Origin of the sequence: Kribbella turkmenica (assembly GCF_004348725.1) — a bacterium.
Lineage (GTDB): Bacteria > Actinomycetota > Actinomycetes > Propionibacteriales > Kribbellaceae > Kribbella > Kribbella turkmenica.
In genome coordinates, this window is the sequence record NZ_SMKR01000042.1 from 19,605 (window position 1) to 45,055 (window position 25,451).

At 63.3% G+C, this 25,451-nt stretch carries 14 protein-coding genes; 7 read left to right on the forward strand and 7 right to left on the reverse strand.

Going from position 1 to position 25,451, the window contains the following annotated elements; translation table 11 throughout:
• Positions 1-100 precede the first annotated feature (100 nt).
• From E1218_RS12200 to E1218_RS12215, 4 genes are all read left to right on the forward strand, one after another.
• Positions 101-4,807: a golvesin C-terminal-like domain-containing protein gene (locus E1218_RS12200; protein WP_132319399.1), complete on the forward strand. Its 4,707-nt coding sequence runs from the start codon at positions 101-103 to the stop codon at positions 4,805-4,807.
• A gap of 148 nt (positions 4,808-4,955) precedes the next feature.
• Entirely contained in the window at positions 4,956-6,455 is a 1,500-nt protein-coding gene (locus E1218_RS12205) for a hypothetical protein (protein ID WP_132319401.1), read from the forward strand.
• Between the two features lie 124 nt (positions 6,456-6,579).
• A complete protein-coding gene (locus E1218_RS12210; RefSeq protein ID WP_132319403.1) occupies positions 6,580-7,203 on the forward strand; it encodes a bifunctional 4-hydroxy-2-oxoglutarate aldolase/2-dehydro-3-deoxy-phosphogluconate aldolase in 624 nt (207 codons plus the stop codon).
• A 202-nt stretch (positions 7,204-7,405) separates the two neighbouring features.
• Positions 7,406-8,608, forward strand: coding sequence for a lyase family protein (locus tag E1218_RS12215; RefSeq protein ID WP_132319405.1), 1,203 nt, complete (start codon positions 7,406-7,408; stop codon positions 8,606-8,608).
• 328 nt (positions 8,609-8,936) lie between these two features.
• Here the strand turns inward: E1218_RS12215 and E1218_RS12220 are convergent, their stop codons facing one another.
• Positions 8,937-11,123: a DUF6351 family protein gene (locus E1218_RS12220; protein ID WP_202865946.1), complete on the reverse strand. Its 2,187-nt coding sequence runs from the start codon at positions 11,121-11,123 to the stop codon at positions 8,937-8,939.
• 722 nt (positions 11,124-11,845) lie between these two features.
• Here E1218_RS12220 and E1218_RS12225 point away from each other — a divergent pair.
• From E1218_RS12225 to E1218_RS12235, 3 genes are all read left to right on the forward strand, one after another.
• Positions 11,846-12,853: a PucR family transcriptional regulator gene (locus E1218_RS12225; protein ID WP_132319407.1), complete on the forward strand. Its 1,008-nt coding sequence runs from the start codon at positions 11,846-11,848 to the stop codon at positions 12,851-12,853.
• A 168-nt stretch (positions 12,854-13,021) separates the two neighbouring features.
• Positions 13,022-14,281, forward strand: coding sequence for a metal-dependent hydrolase family protein (locus E1218_RS12230; protein ID WP_132319409.1), 1,260 nt, complete (start codon positions 13,022-13,024; stop codon positions 14,279-14,281).
• Positions 14,278-15,690 carry an MFS transporter gene (locus E1218_RS12235; protein ID WP_132319411.1) on the forward strand — a complete coding sequence of 471 codons (1,413 nt, stop codon included), beginning with the start codon at positions 14,278-14,280 and terminating at the stop codon, positions 15,688-15,690. The genes E1218_RS12230 and E1218_RS12235 overlap by 4 nt, the downstream gene beginning before the upstream one ends.
• Positions 15,691-16,094: 404 nt before the next feature.
• Here E1218_RS12235 and E1218_RS12240 read toward each other — a convergent pair whose 3' ends face one another.
• The 6 genes from E1218_RS12240 to E1218_RS12265 form a co-directional block, all read right to left on the reverse strand.
• Positions 16,095-16,805, reverse strand: coding sequence for a GntR family transcriptional regulator (locus E1218_RS12240; protein WP_132319413.1), 711 nt, complete (start codon positions 16,803-16,805; stop codon positions 16,095-16,097).
• Between the two features lie 102 nt (positions 16,806-16,907).
• Positions 16,908-18,050: a mandelate racemase/muconate lactonizing enzyme family protein gene (locus E1218_RS12245; protein WP_132319415.1), complete on the reverse strand. Its 1,143-nt coding sequence runs from the start codon at positions 18,048-18,050 to the stop codon at positions 16,908-16,910.
• Positions 18,051-18,164: 114 nt separating this feature from the next.
• Positions 18,165-20,321, reverse strand: a complete 2,157-nt coding sequence (locus tag E1218_RS12250; RefSeq protein ID WP_202865948.1) for a DUF6351 family protein — start codon at positions 20,319-20,321, stop codon at positions 18,165-18,167.
• 151 nt (positions 20,322-20,472) lie between these two features.
• Positions 20,473-21,468: a membrane dipeptidase gene (locus tag E1218_RS12255; protein WP_132319417.1), complete on the reverse strand. Its 996-nt coding sequence runs from the start codon at positions 21,466-21,468 to the stop codon at positions 20,473-20,475.
• Positions 21,465-22,754 (reverse strand): MFS transporter, encoded by a 1,290-nt coding sequence (locus E1218_RS12260; protein WP_165949240.1) that lies wholly within the window; start codon positions 22,752-22,754, stop codon positions 21,465-21,467. The genes E1218_RS12255 and E1218_RS12260 overlap by 4 nt, the downstream gene beginning before the upstream one ends.
• A 196-nt stretch (positions 22,755-22,950) precedes the next feature.
• The gene (locus tag E1218_RS12265; protein ID WP_233712186.1) at positions 22,951-23,865 is read right to left on the reverse strand and encodes an ornithine cyclodeaminase family protein; all 915 of its coding nucleotides are present in this window, start codon (positions 23,863-23,865) and stop codon (positions 22,951-22,953) included.
• Positions 23,866-25,451: the final 1,586 nt, after the last annotated feature.

Consider the following 25,451-nt stretch of genomic DNA (forward strand, 5'->3'; position numbering starts at 1 on the left):
ATCATAGCGTAAGGATCCATATAGTAGATCACTATCTCACGGAAGCGCCTGGTGGTGCCGCGTAGGTGGTGCGCTCAGTACAACCCTGGAAGAGGACGACATGCAGAACTTCCGCCACGTCCCGAGCCGCCACCGCGTGAGACCACTTCTTGCGTGGCTGCTGTCGTTGTGCCTGCTGGTTGGTCTCGTGCCCGCCCATCAAGCCGCCGCGGGCACCGCGGCCGTGTTCTCGGCGCCCTTACGCGAGATCTCGAAGCCGAATCTGACGGTGAGCGACGAGCCGGTCGCCACGATCGAGGGCGCGACTCATCGAATGCGCTTCTACCGGGCCACCTGGTCCGGCGGCCAGACCTACCTGCGAGACATCGCGGTACGTCGTGGCAACGAGTGGCTGCAGGTTACTCAGCCGGACCGATGGTTCGACGAACAATGGATTGTCTTCACCGGTGCCGGGGGTTCGCCGTTCGACTACTACAGTTCGATGACGCCGAACTGGGTCGGGTTCGACACTCTGCACAGAATCAATGCGCGCACGGTGGAGATGAGGTCGTCCGCTCCTGGAAGCTACGGACTGCGCGTGCGATGGTCCGTGGAGGACGTCAATCCCGAGGCTGCCTGGACGCTGACCGCGCAGCGGGCTGACCACTTCGTGGTCGGTTATCAGTCGACGGACATCACCACGCCCGCCGGCGTTGATGAGGTGCTCTGCGGCACCCGTCAGCACGCCCGTGTCATCTATGGCTCCGAGTCTCTCGGCGCCATGGAGTTGATGACGCCCGCATGTCTCACCGAGCGAAAAATCGGTGGCCAGCCCGTCACGCTTGGCGTCTACACCCCGGCTGAGGCGATGACTTTTGCCCACGAGCGCGAGCTCGGGCCGGACGGCCAACCGTTCGGTATGAGCCTGCGCAATGAGCAGGCCGGTGTTCAGCCGGTCGTATACGCGCCCCAGGTCGGCCGTCTGTCTGCCTTGGCGGCCGGCGAGGAGCGGCAATTCAGTTTCGGCGTATACGCCAGAACTGGGTCGGTGTACGACGCGTACGTGGACCTCGCGCGAAACGAGTACGACTACACCGACTACCGGCGCAACGTCTACGACACCTCACTGACCGAAACCACGCACAACCTGATTGACCTCGTCATGCAGGAGCCGCCCAAAGACGACTCCGAGACCTTCCAGCCATCAGCGAGCGGTTGGTGGAACAGAGCCAAGGGATTCGTTGACACCGAGAACGACCGAGCGGTGCGAACCGCCGTCAGCGGCGTCCTCTTGTCGGCATCTCAGCTCACCGGCGACCAGGAGCTCTACGACAAACGGGCCCGACCGATGGTGGAGTACCAGCTCTCACGCAACGGGCACGGCTGGACGCCGATCAAAGACAATCCGATCTACGGAGATCGCACCCGTTGGAAGCTCGGAGCAGTCCCCGGCGATGCATCCACCCTGGTGCCGTTGAGCCAGCAGACCGGCGGTGCGAATGCCGGCATCCAGGAGTTGGCCATGCGGTCCATCGCGGAACGCCCCAACCGGGACAACCGCACTCCGATCAGCACGCCATTGGCGGCGTACAGGCTCACCGGAAACAAGGCCTACCTTGCCGAAGCGCGAGCCGAAGCGAATCGGTATATCCAGAACGAAATCGACCCTGCATACACGACGAACGTCCCGGAGAACCACTTCCAGTTCAACTACTCCAAGGGCTGGATCGAACTGCTCGAACTGTACGAGGAGACGCGCGAGCGGCGCTGGCTGGACGCTGCCTATACCGAGGCGAAACGCTACGTCACCCAGAGCATGGTGCGCCCGGTGCCCGGCGGCACGGTCACGGTGCCCGATGGGCCATGGATCGACAACCAGACTGACAACTGGCTCGGGGACGGCGCCACGTGGAGCTACCCACGAAAGGACGTCCCGACGGAGGAAGTGCCGGCCTGGATGGTCTCCACGAATGGTATGACCTTCGAGCAGCTGACCACCTACAAAGTCGCTGCAGGTCGCGAGAATCCAGGCGGTGGGCTGGTCTTGAATCCAATTTGGGCGCCGTTCCTGCTGCGACTGGCCGGTCACACGAACGATCAGATGATGGCCGACGTCGCGCACAACCTGACTGTGGGGAGATTCACCAACTATCCAGGTTACTACAACCGGGAGTTCTCGGCGATCAATATGAAGCCGGACTTCCCTCTCCAGGGCCCGCCCGGGGTGAGTTCGATCTACTACCACCACATTCCTGCCCAGCTTGGCCTCGCCATGGATTACCTGTTCACCGAACAGTGGCACCGCTCTGGTGGAAGGATCGACTTCCCAGCGGCTTTTGAAACAGACTATGTCTATTTCAAATACCACGTCTACGGCCATCAACCCGGTACGTTCTACGGAGAGGGCGGCGTGCGCCCGTTCCTTCCCAGGGGCATCGTTCACGTCTCCGACCCGCAGTTGAACTGGGTCACTGGATACGGCAACGACAGCCTGTACCTAAGCCTGACCAACGAGAACGACCGGGCTGCGCAGGCCGTCGTCCGATTTGATCCCACCATCTCGGGGATCCGGCCGCACCGGGCGTACCAGGTGGAGACCATCGCGGACAACGGTCAGCGACAGACCGCCACGATGCGCGGTGCAGCTTTGCCGGTTGCCGTCTCCGCGAAGGGGATCACGGCCGTGATCGTCCGCGGCGTTGAGACGCCCAAGTCGGCTGCCCCGGTGACGACCGTCGCTGACTCCGGCCCAAGCAGTTACCGGTTCGATGACAACAGCCCGATTGGCACGGCCCGCGCCATGGCACTCGTCCGACCGGACCGCACGGGCTACGACGCTTACGTGCAGGCGGACACCGAGGCGCCGGCGACGCTGCACTGGTCGACAGATGGCGGAGCAACGTGGCACGACGAGGAGGATCGGATCTACCCGAACGAATGGACCATTCGTACAGACGACATCGACAAGTCGTTCACGTATCGGATCAGTGCGGCTGACAAGCAGACGGACACCGCCACGTTGCAGCTGCCGCCGTCAGTGACCGGGCAATGTCTGGACGAATCGGCCGTTTGTGGCCTGATCCGCCCGAGTTCACCAGATACCACGCCGGGTGACACGGTGCAGGTCCAGAGCGAGGTGCTCAATGCCACGTCTGCCACGATCGGCGCCCCAGAGGTCCAGTTGGAGGTGCCGATGGGATGGTCTGTCACCGAGGTCGGCAGCCAGCCGACACAGATCCCGGCCGGCCGATCAGCTGTCTGGACCTTTGCTGTCACCCCTCCGAACGATGCTCCAGTCAGCACAGTGAATATCGGTGGAAGAGTCAGATGGACCACTGAAGGAACATCGCACGAAGCGGTGCTGAGCGCTGGTCGACTTGGTGTTCTCAACCCACTCAAGCTGAGCTCTGTTTCTGCTGCACCGACCGAACTGTCAGAACCCGGCGACACCACAACCGTGACCGCCACGGTACTCAACACAGGATCTGTCGAACGCACCGGAACGCTGCGCGTCACTCCGCCGCCAGGTTGGACCATCACGCCGGACAACAGCACGTACAAGGTTGCGGGAAGGACAGAGAAGGCCTACACCTTCACCCTGAGGTCTCCCGAAACAGCGCAGCGGGATCAGGCTTACCGCATCGCTGCAAGGATCAACGACGAGCCAGAGGCGACCACGTCGGTCAGAATCAAGGGCACCGACATCATCGTGGACAACCAGGACTTCCGGCCCAACTACACCGAAACCGGGCAGTGGCTGACCAGCTCGCTGAAGGGTTGGGACGGCGGTCCCACGAGATACAGCGGTGAGGGTCAGCTCGGTGGAACTGTGACGTGGAGGCCAGATATTCGGACGGCAGGCTGGTACGAGGTTGCCGCCTGGTATCCGTCCAACGCCGACACGACTACAAGCGCCGACTACCTGGTGCATCACGCCGATGGAGACACGGCCGCCGTCGTCAACCAGCAGGACAGTCCACAGACATGGCGCTCGCTGGGAACCTTCCGGTTCGATGCCGGCTCCGACGGCTTCGTCCGTCTCACGGTTGACGACGCCGCGTTCCACCGAGTGAGCGGAGTCCGGTTCAGGCCGATCGATGTCACGCCGACTCTGTCCAATGTCACCGCGCCTGGAATCGTGGCGCCGGGACAGTCCACTACCGTGTCGGCGCAACTGACCGCATCCGCGGCCGCGCCTGCGGTCGGCTGCGCCACTGTCGGTGTCCCACCCGGCTGGGAGGTCGAGCCAGCCGAGGTGACGGTCAACTTGGCTGCGGGAACCAGTCGCACGCTGTCGTTCACCGTACGAGCGCCCGAGGACGCGAAGACTGGTGGACTGTACGAAATCCGATTGTCTGCAGCCGGCGCAACAGCGCAACTGGTGGTACCGATCGGCGCGCCCGACGGGTCCGCAGAGATCGTGGTCGACGACGGCCAAGCCGGATACAGCGAGCAGGGTGTGTGGAGCGCGTCAAGCTTGCGCGGATATCTCGGCAGCGGGACGAGGTTCACTTCGGGACAAACCGAGGCGGTGGCTACCTGGAAGCCCGAGTTGCCGGCCGCAGGGCGATACCAGGTCAGCGTGTGGTACCCGGCCACCACCAGCTCAACGACAGCAGCTACCTACGTCATTCACACCGTGGGCGGAACCGAGATGCTCACCGTCGACCAGACGGCTGGCGCCGGACAGTGGCGGGTCCTCGGCTCATACGACCTCGACCCAGCCAATGCGGCCGTCCAGCTCTCATCCCTCAACACTGGTCACCACCGGGCCGATGCCGTCCGGTTCGAACCCCTCGTTCAGGCCACAGATCCACCGGGTTGCTAACGCCGTCGAGCATCCTTCGCGCACCGAGCACGAGTTTGCACGTGTCAAACCGGTTCGAAGCACCGCCCTGCCCACGAACAGGAGGACATCGTTGAGTACGAATGTTGGCGAGCACGCCCATAGGCGCCGGGTCAGATGGATCGGTGGCATGACTGCCTGCATCATGGCGCTGGCCACAGTCACCTTCACAACGTCCAATCAACTCGAACCCGCGTTCGCAGCCGACACGGGTAACTGCAAGGGGGTCTGGACCGGTCCGCCTGAGGAGGTCGTATCGGCGGCGACTCGGCAATCGCTGGATCTGCAGGCCTGGCCCGATGGAACCATGGGGGTGCTGCCCAACGCGGACGGAACCTATCGGTTCTTCGCCATTGACGCGCTCGGGGGGACAGGTGCTTTGCGGCAGCGCCCGACTGTGACAGAGGGCACGCTCGAAAACCCGGTGAGAGGTGGCGTTAACCGGCACACCGTCCTCAACACGGGCAGCGAGTTCACATATATCGGCGGTAAGGAGGTCTACGAAGATCCGGCGACCGGAACGGTAATTCAATTGCTGCACGAGGAGCGGAACCTCAGTGTCGGCAGTTCGTTCTGGAGCGAGCTCCACCTTGGCCGCGTGGACGAGTCGACCAATACAGTCACGGATCTCGGCGCCATCATTCGACCACAGGTCACCTACGAGGAGGCCGATGCGGCCGGCCGTGGCCACCCCATCGGGGGTTCGCTCGGCACGATAGTCAATGTCGGTGGGGTCGACTACTTTTATTTGCACTACATCGACCTCCTCTGGGTTTCGGGACAGATCAGGAGAACGTCATCGTCCGTTGCCCGTGCACCGGTCAGTGCGGTCATCTCCGCCGCCCAGGCAGGTCAGGTCACCGCCTGGTCGAAGTACCTCAACGGGGCATGGACCGCGCCCGGACTCGGAGGTGCTTCGACCGACATCGACGTCGGCAGGCCAACGCAACATCCGAATGTCGCCCGTAGCGACATGCTCAACGCCTACCTGTTGGTCACTCCGCAGCAGAACGCAGCCAGCGTCTGGGAGGAGATGTCGATCGCGGCGTCGACAAACGGGATCGACTGGGCCCCACGCGTTCCACTATTTCGTGATCCTGGCCACCGGAACATGTATCCCACGATCGTCGGGACGACCGGGACGCATCCTGACAAACCGCTTCGATCGTTCTGGCTCTACTACAACCACGTTGTCGAAGGGGAAGGCTGGGCAACAGCAAAATTCCTCCGAAGGAGGGTCATCTGTACCACCGGAATAGCTGCAGAAAAGGTCAACTTCAAGCGCTACTTCAATGGGACAGATCATTGGGTCAGCATCGTGCCGCCCTCGGCCGGATACAACCTGGAAGGCAGTGCGTGGTACCTGCAGTCGACCAGCCAGCCCGGCACCCGGGCCTTGTATAGCTGCCAAGTCGGAGGTTGGGACCAATTTGTCGCCACAGACCCGAGCTGTGAGGGCCTGGACAACGCAATTCTCAACACCGAAGGCTGGATCTATACCAGTCCGCCGGCTGCACCCAACATCGCGCTGTATCGGTGCCGGAGGTCGAACAACGATCGGTTTGTCTCGCAATCTTCCAGCTGTGAGGGTCACACCAACGAGCTCCTCCTAGGTTATGCCCTCACGTAAGGACGTTGCTCCGGCGACCTGTCCTGGCGGAGATGTGCCACTATTTTCGCCGGACGGGTCGCTTGGGAGCGCCACCATTCTGGGTCGTCGTTGACGGCGTCGCCGAACCGTGGGAAGGACTGAGGTGGATTTGCTGGAAGCACTTGGCCAACAACGGGTACTTGCGATCATCAGGGCTGATGGGCCCGAATTGGCACTGTCCTGTCTCCGTACTCTCGTCGCGGCAGGCGTGACCGCCCTGGAGATATCGCTCACCACCCCGGGCGGTATCACAGCGATCAAGGCGGCACAGAGCGAGTTCGGGCCGGAGGTTCTGCTTGGCGCCGGCACGGTGATGACCACGGAAGAGGCAGACGAAGTCGCGGCCGCAGGGGCAGCCTTCGCTGTCACTCCTGGGATTACCAAGGGCGCCCGCCGAATTGTCGACCACGGTGTGCCGCTGCTGTGCGGGGCTCTCACGCCGACCGAGGTGATCGCAGCACTCGACCTCGGCGCCGTCGCGGTCAAGATCTTTCCTGCCAGGCTGTTGGGACCCAGCTACCTGGCCGAACTCCGAGCGCCGCTGCCAGGGGCGTCTTTCATCGCGGTCGGCGGTGTCGATGCCGAATCGGCGCCGCAGTACCTGCGAGCGGGAGCCCTGGCTGCCGGTATCGGTTCGACCTTGCTTGCCGACGCCGGCTCCGGCGGCGATCTGGCGGCCCTCACCCAGCGGGCAGAGCGACTGCTGAAGGCGGTGGGCGATGCATGACCGGGACTGCTGCACGAGTAGGTGACCCCTCCGCCACCCGGCCTGTCGTTGATGTCGTCATCTGCACTCCATCTCGTTGCAATCATCGCAACAATTCAGCCAGCCAGACATGGATTGATGCGTTGACAGCAACGAATGCTCCCGCTCGTCGCACGAGCTGTCTAGTGTGCGTTGACGTCGGCTGGCGGGAGGGAGTTCGAGAATGCTGTTCGGCACCCAGACCCGTCTGTCGCTGGAGAACTTCGACGATGGAAGGCGCCGACTCGGCGACGTACCGGCGTTCGTCCGTTCGTACGCGCTGGTCAAGAAGGCGGCAGCGATCACCAACCAGACCCTGGACGTCGTCGACGAGCCGCGTTGCGCTGCCATCGCAACGGCCTGCGACGAAATCGTCGCCGGCCTCCACAGTGACCAGTTCCCGACAGCGTTGCTTGTCGGCGGAGGCGGCACGACGGCGAACATGAACCTCAACGAGGTGATCGCCGCGCGCGCCACCGAGTTGGCCGGTCTGCGGGTGCACCCCAACGACCACGTCAACGCTTCGCAGTCGAGCAACGACACCTACCCGATGGCAATGGCTATGACGATCCTTACCCTGGCTATCCGTCCTTCGGAGGCTCTGCACGAGCTCGCCGACGCCCTGATGTCGAAGGCTGCCGAGTACGCCGGTACGCCGTACCTGGGACGCACCTGCGTACAGGACGCGGTCAGGCTGACCGCCGACAAGACACTGGCAGCGCAATCACGTGCGATTCTCCGTGGCGCAGCTGAACTCACAACCGCCATCGATGCGCTGCGAGCAGTACCGCTCGGCGCAACCGTGCTCGGCACCGGTGTCGGCGCACCGGCCGGCTTTGCGGAGCGAGCCGTTGCCACGGTGTCCACACTGGCTCGGCAGGATCTGACGCCGACGCCGGATCCGTACGACGCGTTGGCGCATCTTGACCCGTACGCCGCCGTCGCCGATGCATCGGCCCGGGTGTCGATGACCATCGCACGGATCGCCGCCGACCTGCGGCTGCGGTCGTCGGGTCCGCGCGGTGGCTTCGCCGAAATTACCCTGCCAGAGCTGCAGGCCGGCTCGTCCATCATGCCGGCGAAGGTCAATCCCATCGTGCCCGAGTACGCGATGCAGTTGAGCTACCGGATCCGCGGTGCGGCGCACACGGTGGGGTACGCCGTCGCCGCAGGTGAACTCGAGCTCAACGTGATGGAACCCGTGATTTTCGACGCCATGCTGGACATTGTCGACGACCTGGACCGATCCGCGACCGCGATGACCGAGCAATGCATCATCCGACTGCGATGGGACGGCCCGCGCCGAGCGGAGAACCTCGCGCACGCCCTCGACGAACGAGTCGAACAAGCACTCCACAACGGCTACACGGCCACCCTCGAAGACTAACGCAGTCGGGTACCGCGGAGGTGACTCATGCGACTCAATCCTGGCGAGGCGGTGTTCTGAGGTCCCAGGCGGCAGGGTGAGCCCGGTTACCTTGTGTCGCCAGTGTCGAGACGTCGGTGAATCTTCGACAAGGTCCTCAGGAGCTCGAGTGAGGTCAACGATCCTCGGCCTTCACCGCAAGGCAGCGTCGAAGCGTCGGCAGCGCCCGGCATCGAGGCGATCGACGCGTTCTTCGATTGCATCGGCGGCCGCCCGCGGGGCGGCACCTGGCCTCGGCGAGTCGGGCGCCGAGGCCAGGTCCGCAGCCCTGCCTGGGTTGTGAGAACCGTCAGCCGAGGGGCTTTGTCGGGCTGGATTGTGGTGGGTCTGCCAATGGTCGCCCGCCAGTGGTGCCAGTAAACGTCTGCCATACACCGATGGGTCGCTGCTGTCCGACCCCAGGCTTGGTCCAGTCGCAGACACCACTGGGGAATGCGAGGCGCAACTGCTGCTTCTGCCCCTCAGTGAACTTCACTGAACCGTAGGCATCCCAGTCAATGGGCGTGAGTTGGCATTTCACGATGTCGTTGGCCAACGGTCCGCCGGCAACCATCCGTGGCATTTGGTAGGTCGGCAGGCAATGAGCCGATGGTTTGCCGCCCTCCCAACACGTGCTCTTGGCCTTCGCCGGCTTGTGCCTGAGCACCTTGATCTCCAGCGGAGCTTGGCTGGTGTCGCGTTTGACTCCTGCAAGCCATTCATCGAGCGTGGTAAGGGCGGTGGCAAACAGCTGTCGATACAGCGCCGGGTCGGCCTCATTCTGTGCCCACGAAACGAGGTTCGCGGCCGTGCCGTTGGCGGCGATCAGACGTTCGCGCTCCATCTGACTATGTACCTTGGCATGGACGTCGCTAGCGTCAAATCGGCGGATATCCATGATCGGCACCTGCGCGAGCTGCCGTCCGTACGTAATCCGCCCTGACCGGTACACCGCTTGTAGTGCCTTGTCGTCAGCCCGGGTTCGCTGCGGAATCCAGTTGTAATCGATGTCTCTGCCGCCGATCTTGACATTCAGATCGACGAATTGGTCGGGTGAGATCTCGCCGCGCAGCAGCGTCTCGAGTCCATACTGCAGGCCTACATTGTCAAGTGCTCGATTAGCGAATCCGTCGGAGGTCCGGTTTCCGAACACGTTAGTCATGTAGTCCTGATTTGTGCATCGAACGCCAGTAGGGTTTGTCTGTGGACTATAGACCCAGTCTGGCTCCGGGTTCATGAAAGTACATCCAACAGTCGGGTTGAACCATCCGTTTCCGACAGAGCCCCAGGTCTGGCAGGCTGCGCCCGGGTACGTGCCGCTCACTGCTGCCCGGTCGTCTGCATCTGCCCACAGCTGCGGCGAGATCTTGTTGAAGTAGTTGCCTAATTGATCACAGTCGGCTAGTTCAAAGGGCCCCCAGCTCCACATATCGGGGACGGCCATCTCCGGAATGAGACCATCGAGCAGCCCCGGGTAATTGTCAGCGATTCCATATTGCGCGGCCCCACCTCCCGATGCGCCGCTGCTCGTTGTATGACGCACTGGGCCGTAGGTTTCGATCACGTGCTCCTTGACCATCATGACCGCCTCCGCCATAACGACGTCGTTGACGTTGTTGGCGCCTACAGTCAGAGATGAGGAGGCAACTGCATGTCCCCGCGACAGCAATAGATCGTTCAGGACGTTGGGTACTCCTGCTATGCCACCCTGTCTGTGGCCCGGCGCGGAGGAACCACCGAACAGCCAGTGCAGTTTGCGGTTCCAGGCACGCTGTGGTGCCCATGGCTGCCACGCCTCGTCCGGGTCGAAGAGTACGGCGACGTCGTAGATGCCGCGATCGATGACACCGCGTTCGCGGCGCACGACATAGGGCACCGTCTTGCCCTCATCAGTTGTCGTCGTGGCCACCCGCGCCCGGGCCGGAGGCGAAGCCGGATCGTAGGTCTCGAAGCTGTTGGTGCCGGCAGCCTTGTAGAAGAAGTCGTAGCGGGTGGCGGCAGCGCAGGCCGGCCCGGTGGCTGGCCCAAGGCCGAACTGCTCCGTCTCGCAGACCCAGGGTTCAACCTGCTTTCCGGCGAAGATCGGGCCCTGCTGCGAATGGTTCGTGATCGTGAGTTGCGCGCCGTGTCCACGGCCCGTCCCCTTTTCTCGAACGGTGAGTTTGTTGGAGCCGCCGCGCAGCCCCGTGACGAGGCCTTGGTAGCGCCCGTTCGGGCGACGGTCGAACAGTTCAGTGATGTCCCGGCCGTTCAGCGAGACCCTCACGGTCCTGGTGTCGCTGCGCCAAGGAGCATCGACCTCCACGAGCGCGTCGCCGCCCGAGACCAGATCTGCTCGATTCGAGAGGACCTCGATGCGCACCTCGCCTCTGCTGGACCGAGACGGATCTCCCGCAGCTTGCCCGTTGGGCGCGATGGCGAATGTTGTCGCCACCGCGAGGACAGTCGCCACCGCGGCGCGGCGGCGACGTCTGATGTGGACGTTGGTTCGGTTCATGGCTTCTCCTTGGGCGTTGCCGGAGCTCGGGTCCGTTAGAAACGCGCTTTGGCAGAACGTATTCGCCCGCGGGGGATCGCAACTATCGCCAGGTGTTAAGGTCCGTTTGCTACTCGTTCAACACCTGTCCAACGGGTGCCTATCGCCAAGGGATGGCGCACCATGCCCGATTTCGCATGGATCGAGACTCGTCCTTCGAGGCGATTACGCACATCGGCCAGCTGGATCACGCATCGCAGCCTTATGGTCCGCCTGTGCGGACCATAAGGGCAGACGCTCGAGTCCCCTGATGGCTCAGGCAACTTCGCCAGGATTGGAGCGCGGCCTGTCGCCTTGTGCGCCGCTGCCGAGCCTGGCGATGATCTCCGGAAGGTGCTCTGTCTGAACTGGCAAAGTCTCGCCGGCAGCCTCCCGACGATGCCGGGCCGTGATCCGGGCAGCGCCTCGTACCTGTCGCGGAAGCCCTTGAAGCGGAGCGCCAATCCCCAGCGCCTCTCTCGCGGGAGGGCACATGGAGCATCATCATTTGATCCGAGACATGTGGAGGGCGACATGAGATCCGAGATCGAGTCACTCGTTGAAGAGGTAGGCCGCCGGTTGTCGGCTCCGACATCGCTCACGGATGCGCGGCTGGACTCGATCGTGTTCGGCCCTCAGGACGGAGAGATCGACTGGATCCGACGGACTCCTTATTGCATCGGACAACGTCGGCGGAGGTGCGCATGTGGTTCGAGCAGCGCGGTCTTCGAGCGGCGACAGGGCCGATGCGGATGCCGTCCGATGTCGAGCGGGGCATCATGAGCCGTGTCGTCATCCCCGTGGGTTGCGGGGGAACGACGTACGGCTATCTGTGGCTCATCGACGATGCGCAGACCCTCGACGAGTCTCATCTCGACGAGATCGTGGTGATTGCGGACCGGATCGGAGTACTCCTCCGTCAAGAGGAGAGCAGTCGGCAACTCGAAACAGAGATGTTGCTCGATCTGCTCAGCCACAGACCGGAACTACGTCGGGTGGCATCCGAGGACTTGGCCAACCGCGGCAGAGTTGCGCTAGGCAACACAGTCGCAGTAGCCGTTGTGCGTGGCCGGTACGGTCAGCTCTCCGAGAGTGTGACTCATCGCCTTCAGGTCGGTCTGCGATCTGCTCCTCATCACATGCTGCGCTGCTGGGCCGGCGACCACGCCGTGCTGCTGGAGCCGGTCTCGGGCGAGTCGGCCTCAGGACTTCGATCAGCGATCGACAGTCTTCTTCGGTCGGTCTCAGGGTCAGTTACGTCGCAGGCGTTCGCGCTGGTGGCCGGCATCGGTGACTCCGTGCCCAAACTCACCGATGCGGCTCGGTCCTACGAGCAGGCGGAACGAGCCGCACGAGTCGCTGCGGCAGTGCCGCAGTTGGGTCCAGTCGCAGAGTGGCGACTGCTTGGCGCCTTCCGAGCATTGACCATGATCCCGGGCGACCAATCGCTGGTAGAAGCGGTTGATCCGCGTGTACGGCAACTCGCCGAAGTGGGTGACCCTGACCTGTTGCGTACGGTCGAGGTCTTCCTCGATACGGGATGTGACGTCAAGTCAGCCTCAGCTGCATTGAGCGTCCACCGCGGCACGCTGTACTACAGACTGCGTAAGGCCGAGAATCTCTCCGGCCTGTCGCTCGAGAGCGGGTTCGACCGCCTCACGCTGCATCTCGGTCTCCAGATCATGCGTCTCCAGGCTAGCTGGCCGGACTGATCCATCCGGCCGTTATCCCATGCACCAACGAATTATGCACCTGTTCAATCGCTGCGCAGCGACTTGGAGCGATCGTCGATGGTTGGGGTCTCGGTTGCGCGTCTAGGGTCCGGATCACACCTGCTCCCACGGAGGGCCAGGTAATGTACCCGAACTCCAAGGATTCTCATGACGAGCCTCTGGTTGCTGAATGCGCGGCTGTTGGATGGCACCGGCAGTGATCCGGTCGACGGCGCGTGGTTGCGGATAGCACACGATCGGATCGCAGAAGTTGGCGTGGGCCCCGTCACGGTGGGCAGCGACCCAGTGATCGATTGTGCCGGCAGAACGGTGATGCCAGGGCTCATCGATTGTCATGTGCACCTGGCCGCCGTCGACATGATCCACCTCCTGGACCGGCATCCCAAACCGGTGCTCGCGGCGCAAACGTTCCGCAACATGACCGAGACGCTGCGCTCCGGATTCACGTCAGTCAGAGACGCTGGCTTCACGGACTATGGATTCAGGCACGCTGCGACAGCGGGTTTGGTGCCATCGCCGAGATTGTTCCTCTCCACCGGCCCGCTCAGCCAGACAGGTGGGCACAGCGACTTCCGTCCCCGGGACGATCATCTTCCGCAGAGACCAACCGATGGACTGGTTCATCTAGGCCACGTCGTGGACGGCGTTGACGCGTGTCGGTGGGCGGCTCGTGAGGTGCTCCGACGCGGCGCCGACCAGATCAAGGTCATGGCCGGAGGCGGATGTGCGTCGCCGAATGACGATGTATCGCACACGCAGTTCACCGTCGAGGAACTCGAGGCAGTCGTGTATGAGGCTCGCGCCCGGCAGACCTATGTCATGGCTCACGCCTACAATCCCGACGCCATCAAGAACTGCGTCAAGGCAGGAGTCCGCTCCATTGAACATGTCAATTGCGTGGATGAATCCGCAGCAGCCGCAATGGCCAAGGCTGGCACGTACGCGGTGCCGACGATAGCCACGTACGAACTGCTGGCGAACGACGGCACCGATCAGGGCATGCCTGCCGACCAGGTCGAAAAGGTCAGGAGAGTGCTTGCGGATGCATACGAGGGACTGAAGATCCTGCTCGCGCACAAGGTTCCGATCGGATCTGGCTCTGATGTCCTTGGGGCACATCAATCGAGCAAGGCGCTGGAACTCGAACTCAAGGCGCGTGTGCTCGGCCCGATGGGTGCACTGGTAGCCAGCACCCGGACCAACGCTCAGATCCTCGGCCGCGCTGAGGATCTCGGAACTCTACAACCTGGCCGGCTCGCCGATGTCTTGATCGTAGACGGTGATCCACTCACCGACATCACCGTTCTCCAAGAACGCAGCCGCCTGCACTATGTGCTGCTCGGCGGCCGCATCGTGTCCGCCGCAGACGAAATCTCGACACCTACTCCTACGAGGGCTGAATCGTGAACCACATCGCGCGCCTGGAGCGCCTGCCCATGGGCCGGCCACACAGGAAACTGCTCGTCATCGGCGGACTCGGATACACATTCGACGCCGCCGACGCGGCCGTGATCGCCTTCATTCTCCCGGTTGTCTCGAAGCAGTGGGGCCTCAACTCAGGCGAGGTATCTCTTCTTGCCAGTTCCCTACTTGTAGGATATTTGTTCGGAGCGCTGGCCGCCGGTGTGCTCGGCGACCGGTTCGGTCGGAAGAAGGTGATGATCGGATCCCTCATCGTCTACACCCTCATGACCGCCGCGGCAGCCTTCAGCCCGAACTTCGAGGCCCTGTTTGCGTTCAGAGTTCTCGCCGGTGTTGGCATCGGAGCAGAAAGCGCCATCATCGCGCCCTACCTGGCCGAGTTTGTGCCAGGGCGATACCGTGGCCGCTTCATCGGGTCTGTGGCCGGGTTCTTCGCCTTCGGCTACGTCCTCTGCGCGGTCCTCAGCAGGATTGTCATTCCTACTGGCCCCGACGGGTGGCGCGTCGTGCAATTGATACTGGTTGTGCCGATCGTCATGGTGATCTGGTGGCGTCGGGCGCTACCCGAGTCGCCTCGGTATCTGCTCGCGAAGGGCCGTGAAGACGAAGCCAACAGGATCGTCAGCGCCTTCGAGGCGGCGGTACGTGCTGACACCGGAAGAGACCTGCCTCCTCTGCCGGCCTCCGACTCGACCTACCATCCCGTAGACGTCGAGCTCGCGAGAAGATCCATCGGGGCGAAGCTGGCAACATTATGGACACCGCGGTTCGTGCGACGCACGACCGTCACCTGGGTTAGCTGGTTCGCCATCACCTTCGCGTACTACGGCTTCTTCACCATGATGCCCAAACTACTGGCCGACCAGGGCCTAACCATCACCAAGAGCTTCACTTTTGCCATCTACATCTATATCGCGCAGATTCCAGGCTATTTCAGCGCGGCATTCCTATCCGATGCTCTCGATCGCAAACGCGTCATCGCGCTCTACCTAGTCGGGGCAACAGCCAGCGCAGTCCTCCTGTCTCAGGCCCAGACGAACTGGCAGATCATCGCCTGCGGCGCCGCACTCTCACTGTTCATGACCGGCACGTACGCAGTGCTCTACACCTACACGCCGGAGGTGTACCCGACTGAGATCCGCACAACCGGCCAGGGCGCAGCCTCTGCCTTCGGCCGCGTCGGCGGGATCGCCGCGCCCTTCGCATTCACCGCCGCCGCGGTGCACGGATTTGGCTCCGTGTTTATCCTCACTGCCGCCGTGCTGGCAGTATGCGTGATTACAGTGATGACGCTCGGACTCCCGACGCAGGGCAAGACGCTCGAGGAAATCTCACCGCCCAGTTCCAGCCCAGCAGAGCAGCGATCGACACCCGAATCGGAGCCGCTGCGCTGACGCATGATCTTCCGCCACTCATGATGCAGCAGGGAGGCTGGTTGGGGCCCTGGAGGACGTTCCGATCAGCTGTATGCCGTCCGCGAGCAGTGCGGCGAAGTCCTCAACGTCCACTGGTCCTCGGCCAGGCCGCCACCGAGACCGCGTGGGGCCGACTGCGGTCCGGGCCTCTGTTGTCGTTGCGTTGAGCAACGACAACAGGGCCCCCGCGTGCGGCACGGCGATCGTCATCTCGTCGCACCTGCCTGTTCGGCACGCAGCTCCGCCAACGGAGCCGACGTCCGTACCTAGGTTGTGGCGACTTGGGATCTTGGGGTGCGGAGAGGATCGTTGCGCCGCCACGATGCAGCCGACGACATTGAGCGTACGCTGCCAGTGTCTGCCCCGACCACTGGATGGAAGTCCTACTGCGACCGCTCCACGGCCTGGTCTTCGGCTCGGCCGGCCCAGATGCCTCGTGCGTGTCGGAGGTGGGTGTCCATGATATTTGCGGCGTCGTCGCCGCGGCCCTCGAGAACGGCGTCGAGGAGGGAGTCGTGTTCACGGGTCGACTGCATGAGGATGTCAGTGCCTGCAACTCGATCCAGGCCGTAGAGACGGCTTTGATCGCGGAAGATGCCGACGAGGTCGAGGAGCCGCTGGTTGCCGAGGTGCGCGAGGATTCCCATGTGGAAGTCGCGGTCGTTGTCCAGGAAGCCGACCCAGTCGCCTGATGCGACGCAGGTCTCGCTTGCTGCGGCCAGTGCGCGAAGTTCGCGGGCTTCGGTCAGCAGCTTGCGTTCTGCTATGGAGCGCACAGCCGCGACTTCGATCATCCTTCTGAGCTCGACGATCTCGTCGAGGTCGTGCTCGGTCATCGCGCGCACCTGGAATCCCCGGTTGCGCGCGAGTTCGACCAGGCCTTCCTTCGCGAGGTCGAGCACCGCCTCGCGGACAGGCGTGACGGAGACCCCTAGCTGCTTGGCAATGGTTCCGAGGGCATAGAGCCTGCCTGGGCGGAGCTCGCCGGAGATGATGCTGGCTCGGAGCACCCGCAGTGCCTGGTCGCGCAGGCTGGAGGCCTTCAGCGTCGCGCCACCCAGCTCGTGATTGAGGTCCGTCGCTTGCTCGGTCATGCGCCCACTCTTCTCTTACTGACGACTCATCGCCGGAGTCCTGCTACGACTCGTACGAGGCAAGACCTTAAGTATAACACCTGACATAGCAAGTATCCGTGGCTAGGGTCCACATCCATCTGACGCCACCACGCTGAAGACAGGTGCGCCGAGCATGTCTTCGTCTACCTCGACGCCGAGACCTGGCGATGACGGCACGTTCCCGTACCCGTCAGCGGAGCGCGGCTGGTACTCGGCGATGTGTTCAGTGGTCCAGTCGTTCATGAAGGAAGCGTGAAGCAGGGCATCTTGGGGAGTGCTGGCGGCAAGATGGCTTACCGCTGCGGTCGTGAGGTCGCCGCCCCACGTGTCCTCGATGGTCAGCCGCAGTCCGAGCGTCGCCCCCAGGTCACGAAGAAGGCGGGCTTTGGTCAGGCCACCTACGCGAGAGATCTTGAGGTTCATCCCGTCGAGTCCATTGTTGCTGTATGCATGCATCAAGGTCTGGACGTCGGTGATGCACTCGTCGAGGACCATTGGCAGGGTGGTCCGTTGGCGAACGGCGAGGCATTCTTCGAGGGTTGGGCACGGCTGCTCGAGGATCAGCCGCGGCAGCGGCTCCAGGAGTCTCGCCGCGATGGTGGCGCTCTGGAGTCGCCAGCCACCGTTCGCGTCCGCGATCACGAGGTCGTCGTCTCCGGTGGCGTCGACGATGGCTCTAGCACGCTCCGCGTCGTCGACAGGCTGACCACCGAGCTTCAGCTGGAAGCGCCGTAGTCCGTTTTCCCTCTGGATGCGTACAAAGTCCGCCATCTCGGCCGGATCGCCGTGGGGAACTGCGATGTAGAGCGGAAATCGCTCTTGGTGAACACCCCCAAGCAGGGTTGCCACAGGTAGTCCGGTAGATCGCCCGAGGATGTCCCAGCAGGCGATGTCGAGAGATGCCTTCGCGTAGTCGTGTCCACTCAGGGCCATGTCCATCGTTGCGTTCAGCCGGGAGAGGTTGAGAGCATCCTGACCAATCAACTGTGGCGCCAGTTCGGCAAGTACCGCTCGGACGCCGGCGGCAAAACCGGGCAAGTACGCCGGACCCAAGGGACATGATTCGCCGTAGCCGGTCAGACCGCCCCGGGTGCGGACCCGCACGACCGTACTGGGCAACGTTGTGATCACCCGGTCCTTCGACATGACGTAGCGCCCGTGTGCGTAGCTCAGGTCGTAGCTGAACACGTCGATCCGATCGATCGCGGTTTCCAGACTCGTCATTGCGGTACCTCGTTTCCGCCCAGTTGCCTTGACTGACGTGCGCGCCGGGGGCTGGCATCGACATGCATTGTCGGCAGTCTCCGCCAGCCTCCGACGCTATGAAGAGCAGTTGCGTTACCGCCGGATTGGCTCGGAACGCGGTGGCGGGCCGAGTGGGTCGCCACCGGTTCCGTTCATGAAGGTCAGCCACGTGGCTTTCGGCTCCTGTTGCCCGACGCCGCGCTTTGTCCAGTCGCAAACCCCTGTGGGGAAGGCCGTGCGCAGCATGTGCTTCTGCTCGGTGGTGAATTTGATTGGGCCGTAGTCCTTCCAGTCGAGGGGCTTCAGTTGACACTTGAGGATGTCGTTGGCGACAGGTCCTCCTGCGACGATCCGGGGCTTGGAGTAAGTCGGACGGCACTCGGCGCCGGGTTTCCCGTCCGTCCAGCATGTGTCGCGCGCTTCGGTTGGCTTGTGTCGAAGCACCTTCACCTCAACCGGCGCGTTGCTCACGTCGGCTTTGATTCCCGCTACCCATTGGTCGAGAGTGAGGAACGCTTCTCTCGCCATTGTCGTCCACTCCGAGAAGGAGTTGGCGTCCCAGAGGACCATGTTCTTGGCATGGCCGTTTGCGGCGACGAGCCGATCACGGAGCATCATTGGCCGCACCTTTGCATGAATGTCAACCCCGTCCGGAGATTCGAGATCGAAAATCGGCACCTTTGCGAGCTGACGGCCACTGACAATTCGGCCGGCTTGATAGGCAGTATGAAGTGCGCTCAGATCAGCCTTGGTTCGAGCAGGAATCCAGTTGTTGTCGATGTCGGTGCCGCCGACTTTGGCGTTCAGGTCGACAAACTGAGCGGCTGAAATCTGCCCGCGCAGTAGTGGAGTAAGTCCGTATTGCACTCCGACATTGTCGACGGGTCGCATCGCGAACCCGTCCGACGCGCGTGGCGCGAACACCCCACGTAGATAGTCCTGAAGTGTGCAGCGAGTGCCGCGGGTGTTTGTTTGGGGGTTGTAGACCCATTCAGGCTCCGGGTCCGACGAGGTACAGCCAAACCGCGGGTCCAAGTTGGTCCTATCTGTGCTGACGGAGAGGCTGTGCGTGGGTCCACACCACGACCCATCCGGCGGTGCGCCACCTACAGCCGCTTTGTCGGCTGGGTTCGCCCACAGTCGTGGATCGGCTTTCTCGAAGTAGTGGCCGAGCTGGCTGCATTCGTTGACGTCGAGCGCGGTCCATGTCCACCAATCTGGGGCGCTCCACCAAGGGGCGATCCCGTCCAGCAAGCCTGGGTAGTTGTCCGCGATCGTGTACTGCGGAACCGATCCTCCGGACCAGCCGACGCTCAATGTGTACCGGACTGGGCCATAGTCTTCGATGAAGTGCTCCTTCATCATGGTTAGGGCCTCGGCTTGCACGATGTCGTTCATGCTGTTAGCGCCGAACAGGAGTGTAGATGTCATGACGGCGAAGCCACGAGACAACGGCAGATCACCCAGGTTTTGCACGTTGAACACATCTGGAATTCCGGCTCGTCCGCCCTGCTTGTGCGAGAGCGAGGCGCCGGCATGGAAGAAGGCCAGCAGTTTGCCGTTCCATGCTTTCTGCGGTGCCCATGGCTGCCAGGCCGCGTCCGGATCGAACAGGGCGGCGATGTCGTAGATGCCGCGATCCATGACACCGCGCTCGCGGCGCACTATGTACGGCACCGTGACACCTTCGTCGGTGGTGGTCGACGCTACCAGTTGGCTCGCTGGCGGCATCTTTAGGTCGTAAGGTTCGAACTTGTTGGTTTCAGTGGATTTGTAGAAGTAGTCGTAGCGTGTCGGCGCGGCACAGCCTGAACCATTTGCGGGACCGAGGCCGAACTTCTCGGTTTCGCAGATCCAGGGTTGGACCTGCGGGCCGGCGAAGATCGGGCCTTGATCCGAGTGGTTGGTGACGGTGAGCTTCGCGCCGGTATTGCGGGAGCCCCCCGATACCCGTGCGGTCACCTCGTTGCGGCCATCGCGAAGCCCTGTCAGGAGCGCCTGGTAACGGCCGGTTGGCCGAACGGCGAACTTCGCCGTCACATCCTTCCCGTTCAAGGACACTGTGATGCGGTCGGCCGCGATGTGCTTGGGAGGTTGAACCTCGATCAAGGCGTCGCCGCCGGAAACCAGGTCGGCTCGGTTCGAGAGGACGCGAATCTCTGGTGCGGTTCCTGCCATCGCTGTTCCGGTGTCAGCGACGACGAAGGAGGCGGCCGTCAGGGCGGCCGCGGCCGCCGCGGCGAGGGTCATTCGACGACGTCGGCGACGTCCCGGCGGGGCCAAGCGCTGGTTGGATCGGACTTCGGGCATGTTGAACTCCTCTTCTCGCCCCGAGCTTGTCGTGCGTGTTGGTCCGGCGGCCGCAGAGCTGCTTCCGTTCTGTGGCGCGCGTGGATACTTCTCAGGTGTTGCGGGCGACCTCGGCGAGGACTCTCAGGAGATTCCGGCCCATGACTTTGCCGATGTCGGCTTGGCTGTAGCCGTGATCGGCGAGCTTCAGGGCGAGGTCGAGAGCGTTCGAACCGTCCAGCGGGTAGTGCCACGGTGGCTCGGGCCAGTCACCGGGCGACCAGTTGCCGAGTTCGATGTTCGGCCAGTAGCCCTCGTCGAAGAAGAAGTCGACTCCGAATCCGACGTGATCTATGCCCGCAACCTGCACGACGTGGTCGACGTGGGCGACCACGTCATCGACGCTGGGTCGGTCTGTCTTGTCGGTGATGAATGCAGGGAAGGCGCAGACGCCGACGAGACCGCCCGTGGCCGCGACCTTCGAGATCTGTTCGTCGGTGATGTTGCGCGGGTGGTTGTGGACGGACTTGGCGTTGGCGTGGCTGAAGACAACCGGACTGTCAGAGTGTTCGATCGCGTCGAGGCTGGTGCGCTCGCCGGTGTGCGACAGGTCGACCAACACGCCGTGGCGGTTCATCTCGCGGACGACCTGCCGGCCGAACTGCGACAGCCCCGCGTTCTCCGGCTCCATACAGCCGTCACCGAGGTTGTTGCGATGGTTGTAGGTGAGCTGAATGACACTGACGCCCATACGTTGGTAGAGCTCGACCATCCCCGCGTCGCGACCCAATGGTCGCCCGTTCTGGAACTGAAGCACCAGCGCCAGCTTGCCGTCCTGCTTCGCCTGTTCGATGTCGGCCACAGACTCGGCGATCATGAGTTCATCGGGGTTCGAACGAACCAGTCGATGAAAACCAGACAGTCGCTCGATCGTGCCCGGGAGATCGTCGCTCGTGGTGACCGTCGCGAGGATCGCCGTCGCTGCCCCGTCGCGGTAGCGACGCCAGGTGCGCATGTCTTGCATGAGCGCCGGTGCGCAGCCGTCGATGATGACGCTGTCGCGAAAGAGCCGCGCGATGCTTTGCGTGTCCGCCTCGTCAGTTGTCATCGGGTCTCGCCGCCCTGGGAAGGAGCCGGCTGCACGAGTGGCCCGGCGGCGCCGGCCCGCAGCGGCGCTGTCTCCCGCTGCAGCGCAACGAAAATGAGTCCGCCGACAGCTGCCACCGCGACGTAGTAGGCAGGCGCCAGCGCCTGGCCGGTCGCCTCGATCAGCCACGTCGCGATGAACGGGGTGAAGCCCCCGAAGACAACAGTGGCGAGGTTGTACCCGATGGCCATCCCGGTCGAGCGGCTCTCGACCGGGAAGTACTCCGCGAGCGCGGCCGGCGCCGCGCCGCCGTACAGCGCGAGAACGGCACCGACCAGGAAGACGGCAGCGAAGACCGCGAACAGTGGGCTGTCAGCCGACAGTCCTGCGAAGAGGGGGATCGGCAGCAGAATGAAGCCGATGCACCCAGCGATGAGCAAGGGCTTGCGGCCGAACCTGTCTGACATCAAGGCCGCGACGGGCACGAGGACGACGTGGCACAGCATCGCGGCCGACGTGATCCACAGTGCTGCAGTGCTTTCCAGTCCGAACTCGCGCGAGAGATACGTCGGCATGTAGGTCAGGAAGAAGTAGAACGACACCGACCAAAACGCGGTGAGCGCAAACGCCCGCGCAATCCTGGTGACTGCTGTTCCGGAGGTCGGCGGAACAACCGTCGACGCATCGGGCCTGGAGTCTTCCCGACGCGAGGCGTCCTGTGCGGCGGTGAACTCGGGAGTCTCGTCCGCCCTCCGTCGCAGGACGTAGCCAACGACGATGAGCACACCACCGACGACGAACGGCAGCCGCCAGCCCCAGTCCTGCATCGCCGACTTGCCCAGAGCTGTCGAGACCGCCGCGACGATCAGTGTTGCTCCGAGGAAGCCCGCGATGCTGCCGATCTGCAGGAACGACCCGTACAGTCCACGACGGTGCGCAGGTGCCCACTCGACCAGGTACGCCGTCGCGGTCGTCGCCTCGCCACCTGCAGAGAACCCCTGCAGCAGCCGACAGCAGACCAGCAGGATCGGAGCCAGGATGCCGATGGACTCGTAGGTCGGCAGCGCGGCGATACCGAAGGTGCCGACCGCCATGCAGGTCAAGGTGGTCAGAAGAACCATTCGTCTACCTCGCACGTCACCGAGGCGGCCGAAGACCACGGCTCCCACCGGGCGGGCGGCGAAGCCGACACCGAACGTCGCGAACGATGCCAGAAGTGCGGTCGTCGGATCGCTCGTCGGGAAGAAGTTCTTCGCCAGGATGGCCGCGACATAGGCGTAGATGCCGAAGTCGAGCCATTCGAGCATGTGGCCAACACCACCAGCCGCCAACGCCTGTCTTGGCGTGGTGCGTCGCGCAGTCAGTAGCCCTGTCCGCCCATCCGTGGGCCTGGCTGACTCGCTGTGAGTTTCACTGTCCATGGCGTGCTCCGTTTGAGATCACCGCCGGCGTGCCCATCAACTGGCTCGGTCTGCCGGCGTGCTGTGGTGCCCCCGAGGCTGATTAGCCAAGAAACTTGTTTGCGAGCAGGCTGGTGATCGCCCAGTCCTGCATCGCGACCCCCACGGTCTTGAAGACGGTTCGTGGACCGTGGTCACGGGCTTCGACGAGCGCAGTACCGAGGCTGGTCAGCGCCTCGGGTGTGATCGCCTTGGTGTAGATCGCGTGTACGATCTCGCCGGATTCTTCGAGTACCGCCTGCACATCGTCGACCACGACCGAGCTCGACCTGAGCAACTTGTCGGGCAGCTCGCGCATCGTCGTCCTGTACGCGCCGATCGCATTCACATGAACGCTGTCCGGGAGCGCAGATGCTTCGAACAACGGCTCCGCCGCGTTTGTGGCGCAGCACACGATTTCCACGTCGCCGAGAGCAGTGGCCAGGTCGACGCCGACACGTAGTTCGGTTTCCGGCATCTCTGGCCGGAGCACGCGGATGAGCCCTTGGGCGCGGGCAGGATCAACGTCGACCACCGTCAGCCGCCGCAGGGGCCGTACGGAGTGCACCGCTCGAATCTGGTCAGGGGCTTGAGCACCGGCCCCGATCATCGTGAGCACACCAGCGTCGGCCGGCGCGAGCAGATCAGTTGCCACTCCGACAGCCGCTCCGGTGCGGAGTGTGGTGATCGCAGCGGCGTCGGCGATCAGCTGCTGGGGATGCGCAGTCTCGGACCAGACCACACTGCCCGCAATGGACGGTGCCCGATGAAAGTTGACGCTGACCGTCTTGACGATCGCTGAGGCGGTGGGCCGGTGATGTGCGGACATCACCAGAAACCGCCCCTGGCGCAGCGAGATACGGCTCGGCATCTCGAACTCACCTTTGGCAAGGTCGACAAACCCGCGGCGGACCGCGGCAATCGCCTCCGGCATCGACACCGCGGAACGGACCTGGCTGTCGCTGAGAGTTACTGTCACAATCCGTCACCGCCCTTCACTGTCATGTCACGTTCTGTTATGATACGTAAGGTATTACGCCTTAGGTCGATTGACAAGAGCTCCGAGTGCATCAAAATGGCAACCCGCGCCGGTTCAGCTCGCCGCATGACCGCGTCAGCGTCGGCAGGTACGACCTGTGGTTCGAGGATGGCGGCGCCCAACGAGCCGAATCTGGGTTGGGGCTCGTGCTCGGATGCCCAGGAGTGGAGCTGTCGTCGATTGCATCCTGCACGTGGGCATAGCGTTCGACTGCTGCAACATCGACGGCGCCCGGGGGGAGCGGGACGAGCTCTCACGTCGTGCAGGGTGTCGGCAGCCATCCTTGCTGGATACCTTGGAAGGCTTGAACACTCCGGCGGGTGAGCGAAGATGGACGACACCTGGCCCGGCAACGACCGTGTGTCGAGATCGTCAGATCCCACGTCGGCCAGCGCAAGAGTTCGGTGAAGTCTGAGGCTTCCGAGTAGCCGGCGCAGATTTTCGTCTCCAATGACTACTGGTACGCCGAGTTGCTGGGACAGCTGTAGGTGTGGCGCGTGTCTGTCGCGTACTACACCGACGACGATCCTTGGCGGGCTTTCAGATGCGCACAGAGCCTCACCCCAGCTGCCCCATGCCGACGGCCACCAGGTGCCCTTTATGTGCGACAACTCTGGACACGAGACCTAACAGCCGCGGCTCAAGCAGTCCGTCAACCCGCAGTAAGCAAGGCCGTGAGAACAATCGCCGCAAGCATGGCAACCGCTGCCGCTCGCTGCTTCGGTCCGAGCTGGTCACAGGTGGCGACGACACCGCCGCCTCGAGGAACGACTGCGCGATTCCGTGCTTCTCTACGAGTACCGGCCAGCACCAGTCGGCAGGCAATGGATCCAAGCGATCAGACGCAGCTCGGGAGCAATGTGCGTCAGCGCTAGCCCATAGCTAAGTGCGACGACGTCATCGCGGATCAAGACAGCGGCAGCGGTCATCTGATTTCGTCAGGCTGCAGTCAGTTCTGCTTCTGTTGGTGTGACCAAGTTCGCCACTCGGCCGACGCGCCAATCCTCGGCTAGGGTCGCGCGGACCCTGCGTGCGACCGGAATCTCTCCAATGACCAGAAGCGTTTCGCCAGCCTCTGGCGGTGTGGCCTTGGGCACTACAGCGCCCAGCGGCAATCGTCGGACAGATAGGGCTCGCAGTTCAGACACCTACGCTGACCGCAACCCTCGCACGCGTCCAGCTGCTGACCGCAGTGGTCACACTCGTCGTTATTGTTCAAGCGTCGGTGCTGTTTCGCCGCCCACCCGGTCTGTGCGACCAGCCCTCGGATCGACGACTCTTCCTTGCTGCCATCCATTCTGAACCTCCGTCCCGGCGTCCATTCGCATGTGGCGTTGCCTCAGGCCCCTTCTGCGACCGGCGACGGTGGCAGTCGACGGGCGCCGTATCGCGGTTATCTCTGGTGCGGGTAGTGGTAGTCGGTGGGTGGTGCGAAGGTTTCCTTCATGGAGCGTGGGCTGGCCCAGCGGATGAGGTTCCACATCGAGCCGGCCTTGTCGTTGGTGCCGGACGCGCGGGATCCGCCG

Bases quoted from the DNA above. Each gene is read 5' to 3' on its own strand.
- E1218_RS12200 (WP_132319399.1), top strand. From the start codon at position 101: ATGCAGAACTTCCGCCACGTCCCGAGCCGCCACCGCGTGAGACCACTT.
- E1218_RS12205 (WP_132319401.1), top strand. From the start codon at position 4,956: ATGACTGCCTGCATCATGGCGCTGGCCACAGTCACCTTCACAACGTCC.
- E1218_RS12215 (WP_132319405.1), top strand. From the start codon at position 7,406: ATGCTGTTCGGCACCCAGACCCGTCTGTCGCTGGAGAACTTCGACGAT.
- E1218_RS12220 (WP_202865946.1), bottom strand. From the start codon at position 11,123: ATGAACCGAACCAACGTCCACATCAGACGTCGCCGCCGCGCCGCGGTG.
- E1218_RS12225 (WP_132319407.1), top strand. From the start codon at position 11,846: ATGTGGTTCGAGCAGCGCGGTCTTCGAGCGGCGACAGGGCCGATGCGG.
- E1218_RS12230 (WP_132319409.1), top strand. From the start codon at position 13,022: ATGACGAGCCTCTGGTTGCTGAATGCGCGGCTGTTGGATGGCACCGGC.
- E1218_RS12240 (WP_132319413.1), bottom strand. From the start codon at position 16,805: ATGACCGAGCAAGCGACGGACCTCAATCACGAGCTGGGTGGCGCGACG.
- E1218_RS12245 (WP_132319415.1), bottom strand. From the start codon at position 18,050: ATGACGAGTCTGGAAACCGCGATCGATCGGATCGACGTGTTCAGCTAC.
- E1218_RS12250 (WP_202865948.1), bottom strand. From the start codon at position 20,321: ATGACCCTCGCCGCGGCGGCCGCGGCCGCCCTGACGGCCGCCTCCTTC.
- E1218_RS12255 (WP_132319417.1), bottom strand. From the start codon at position 21,468: ATGACAACTGACGAGGCGGACACGCAAAGCATCGCGCGGCTCTTTCGC.
- E1218_RS12260 (WP_165949240.1), bottom strand. From the start codon at position 22,754: ATGCTCGAATGGCTCGACTTCGGCATCTACGCCTATGTCGCGGCCATC.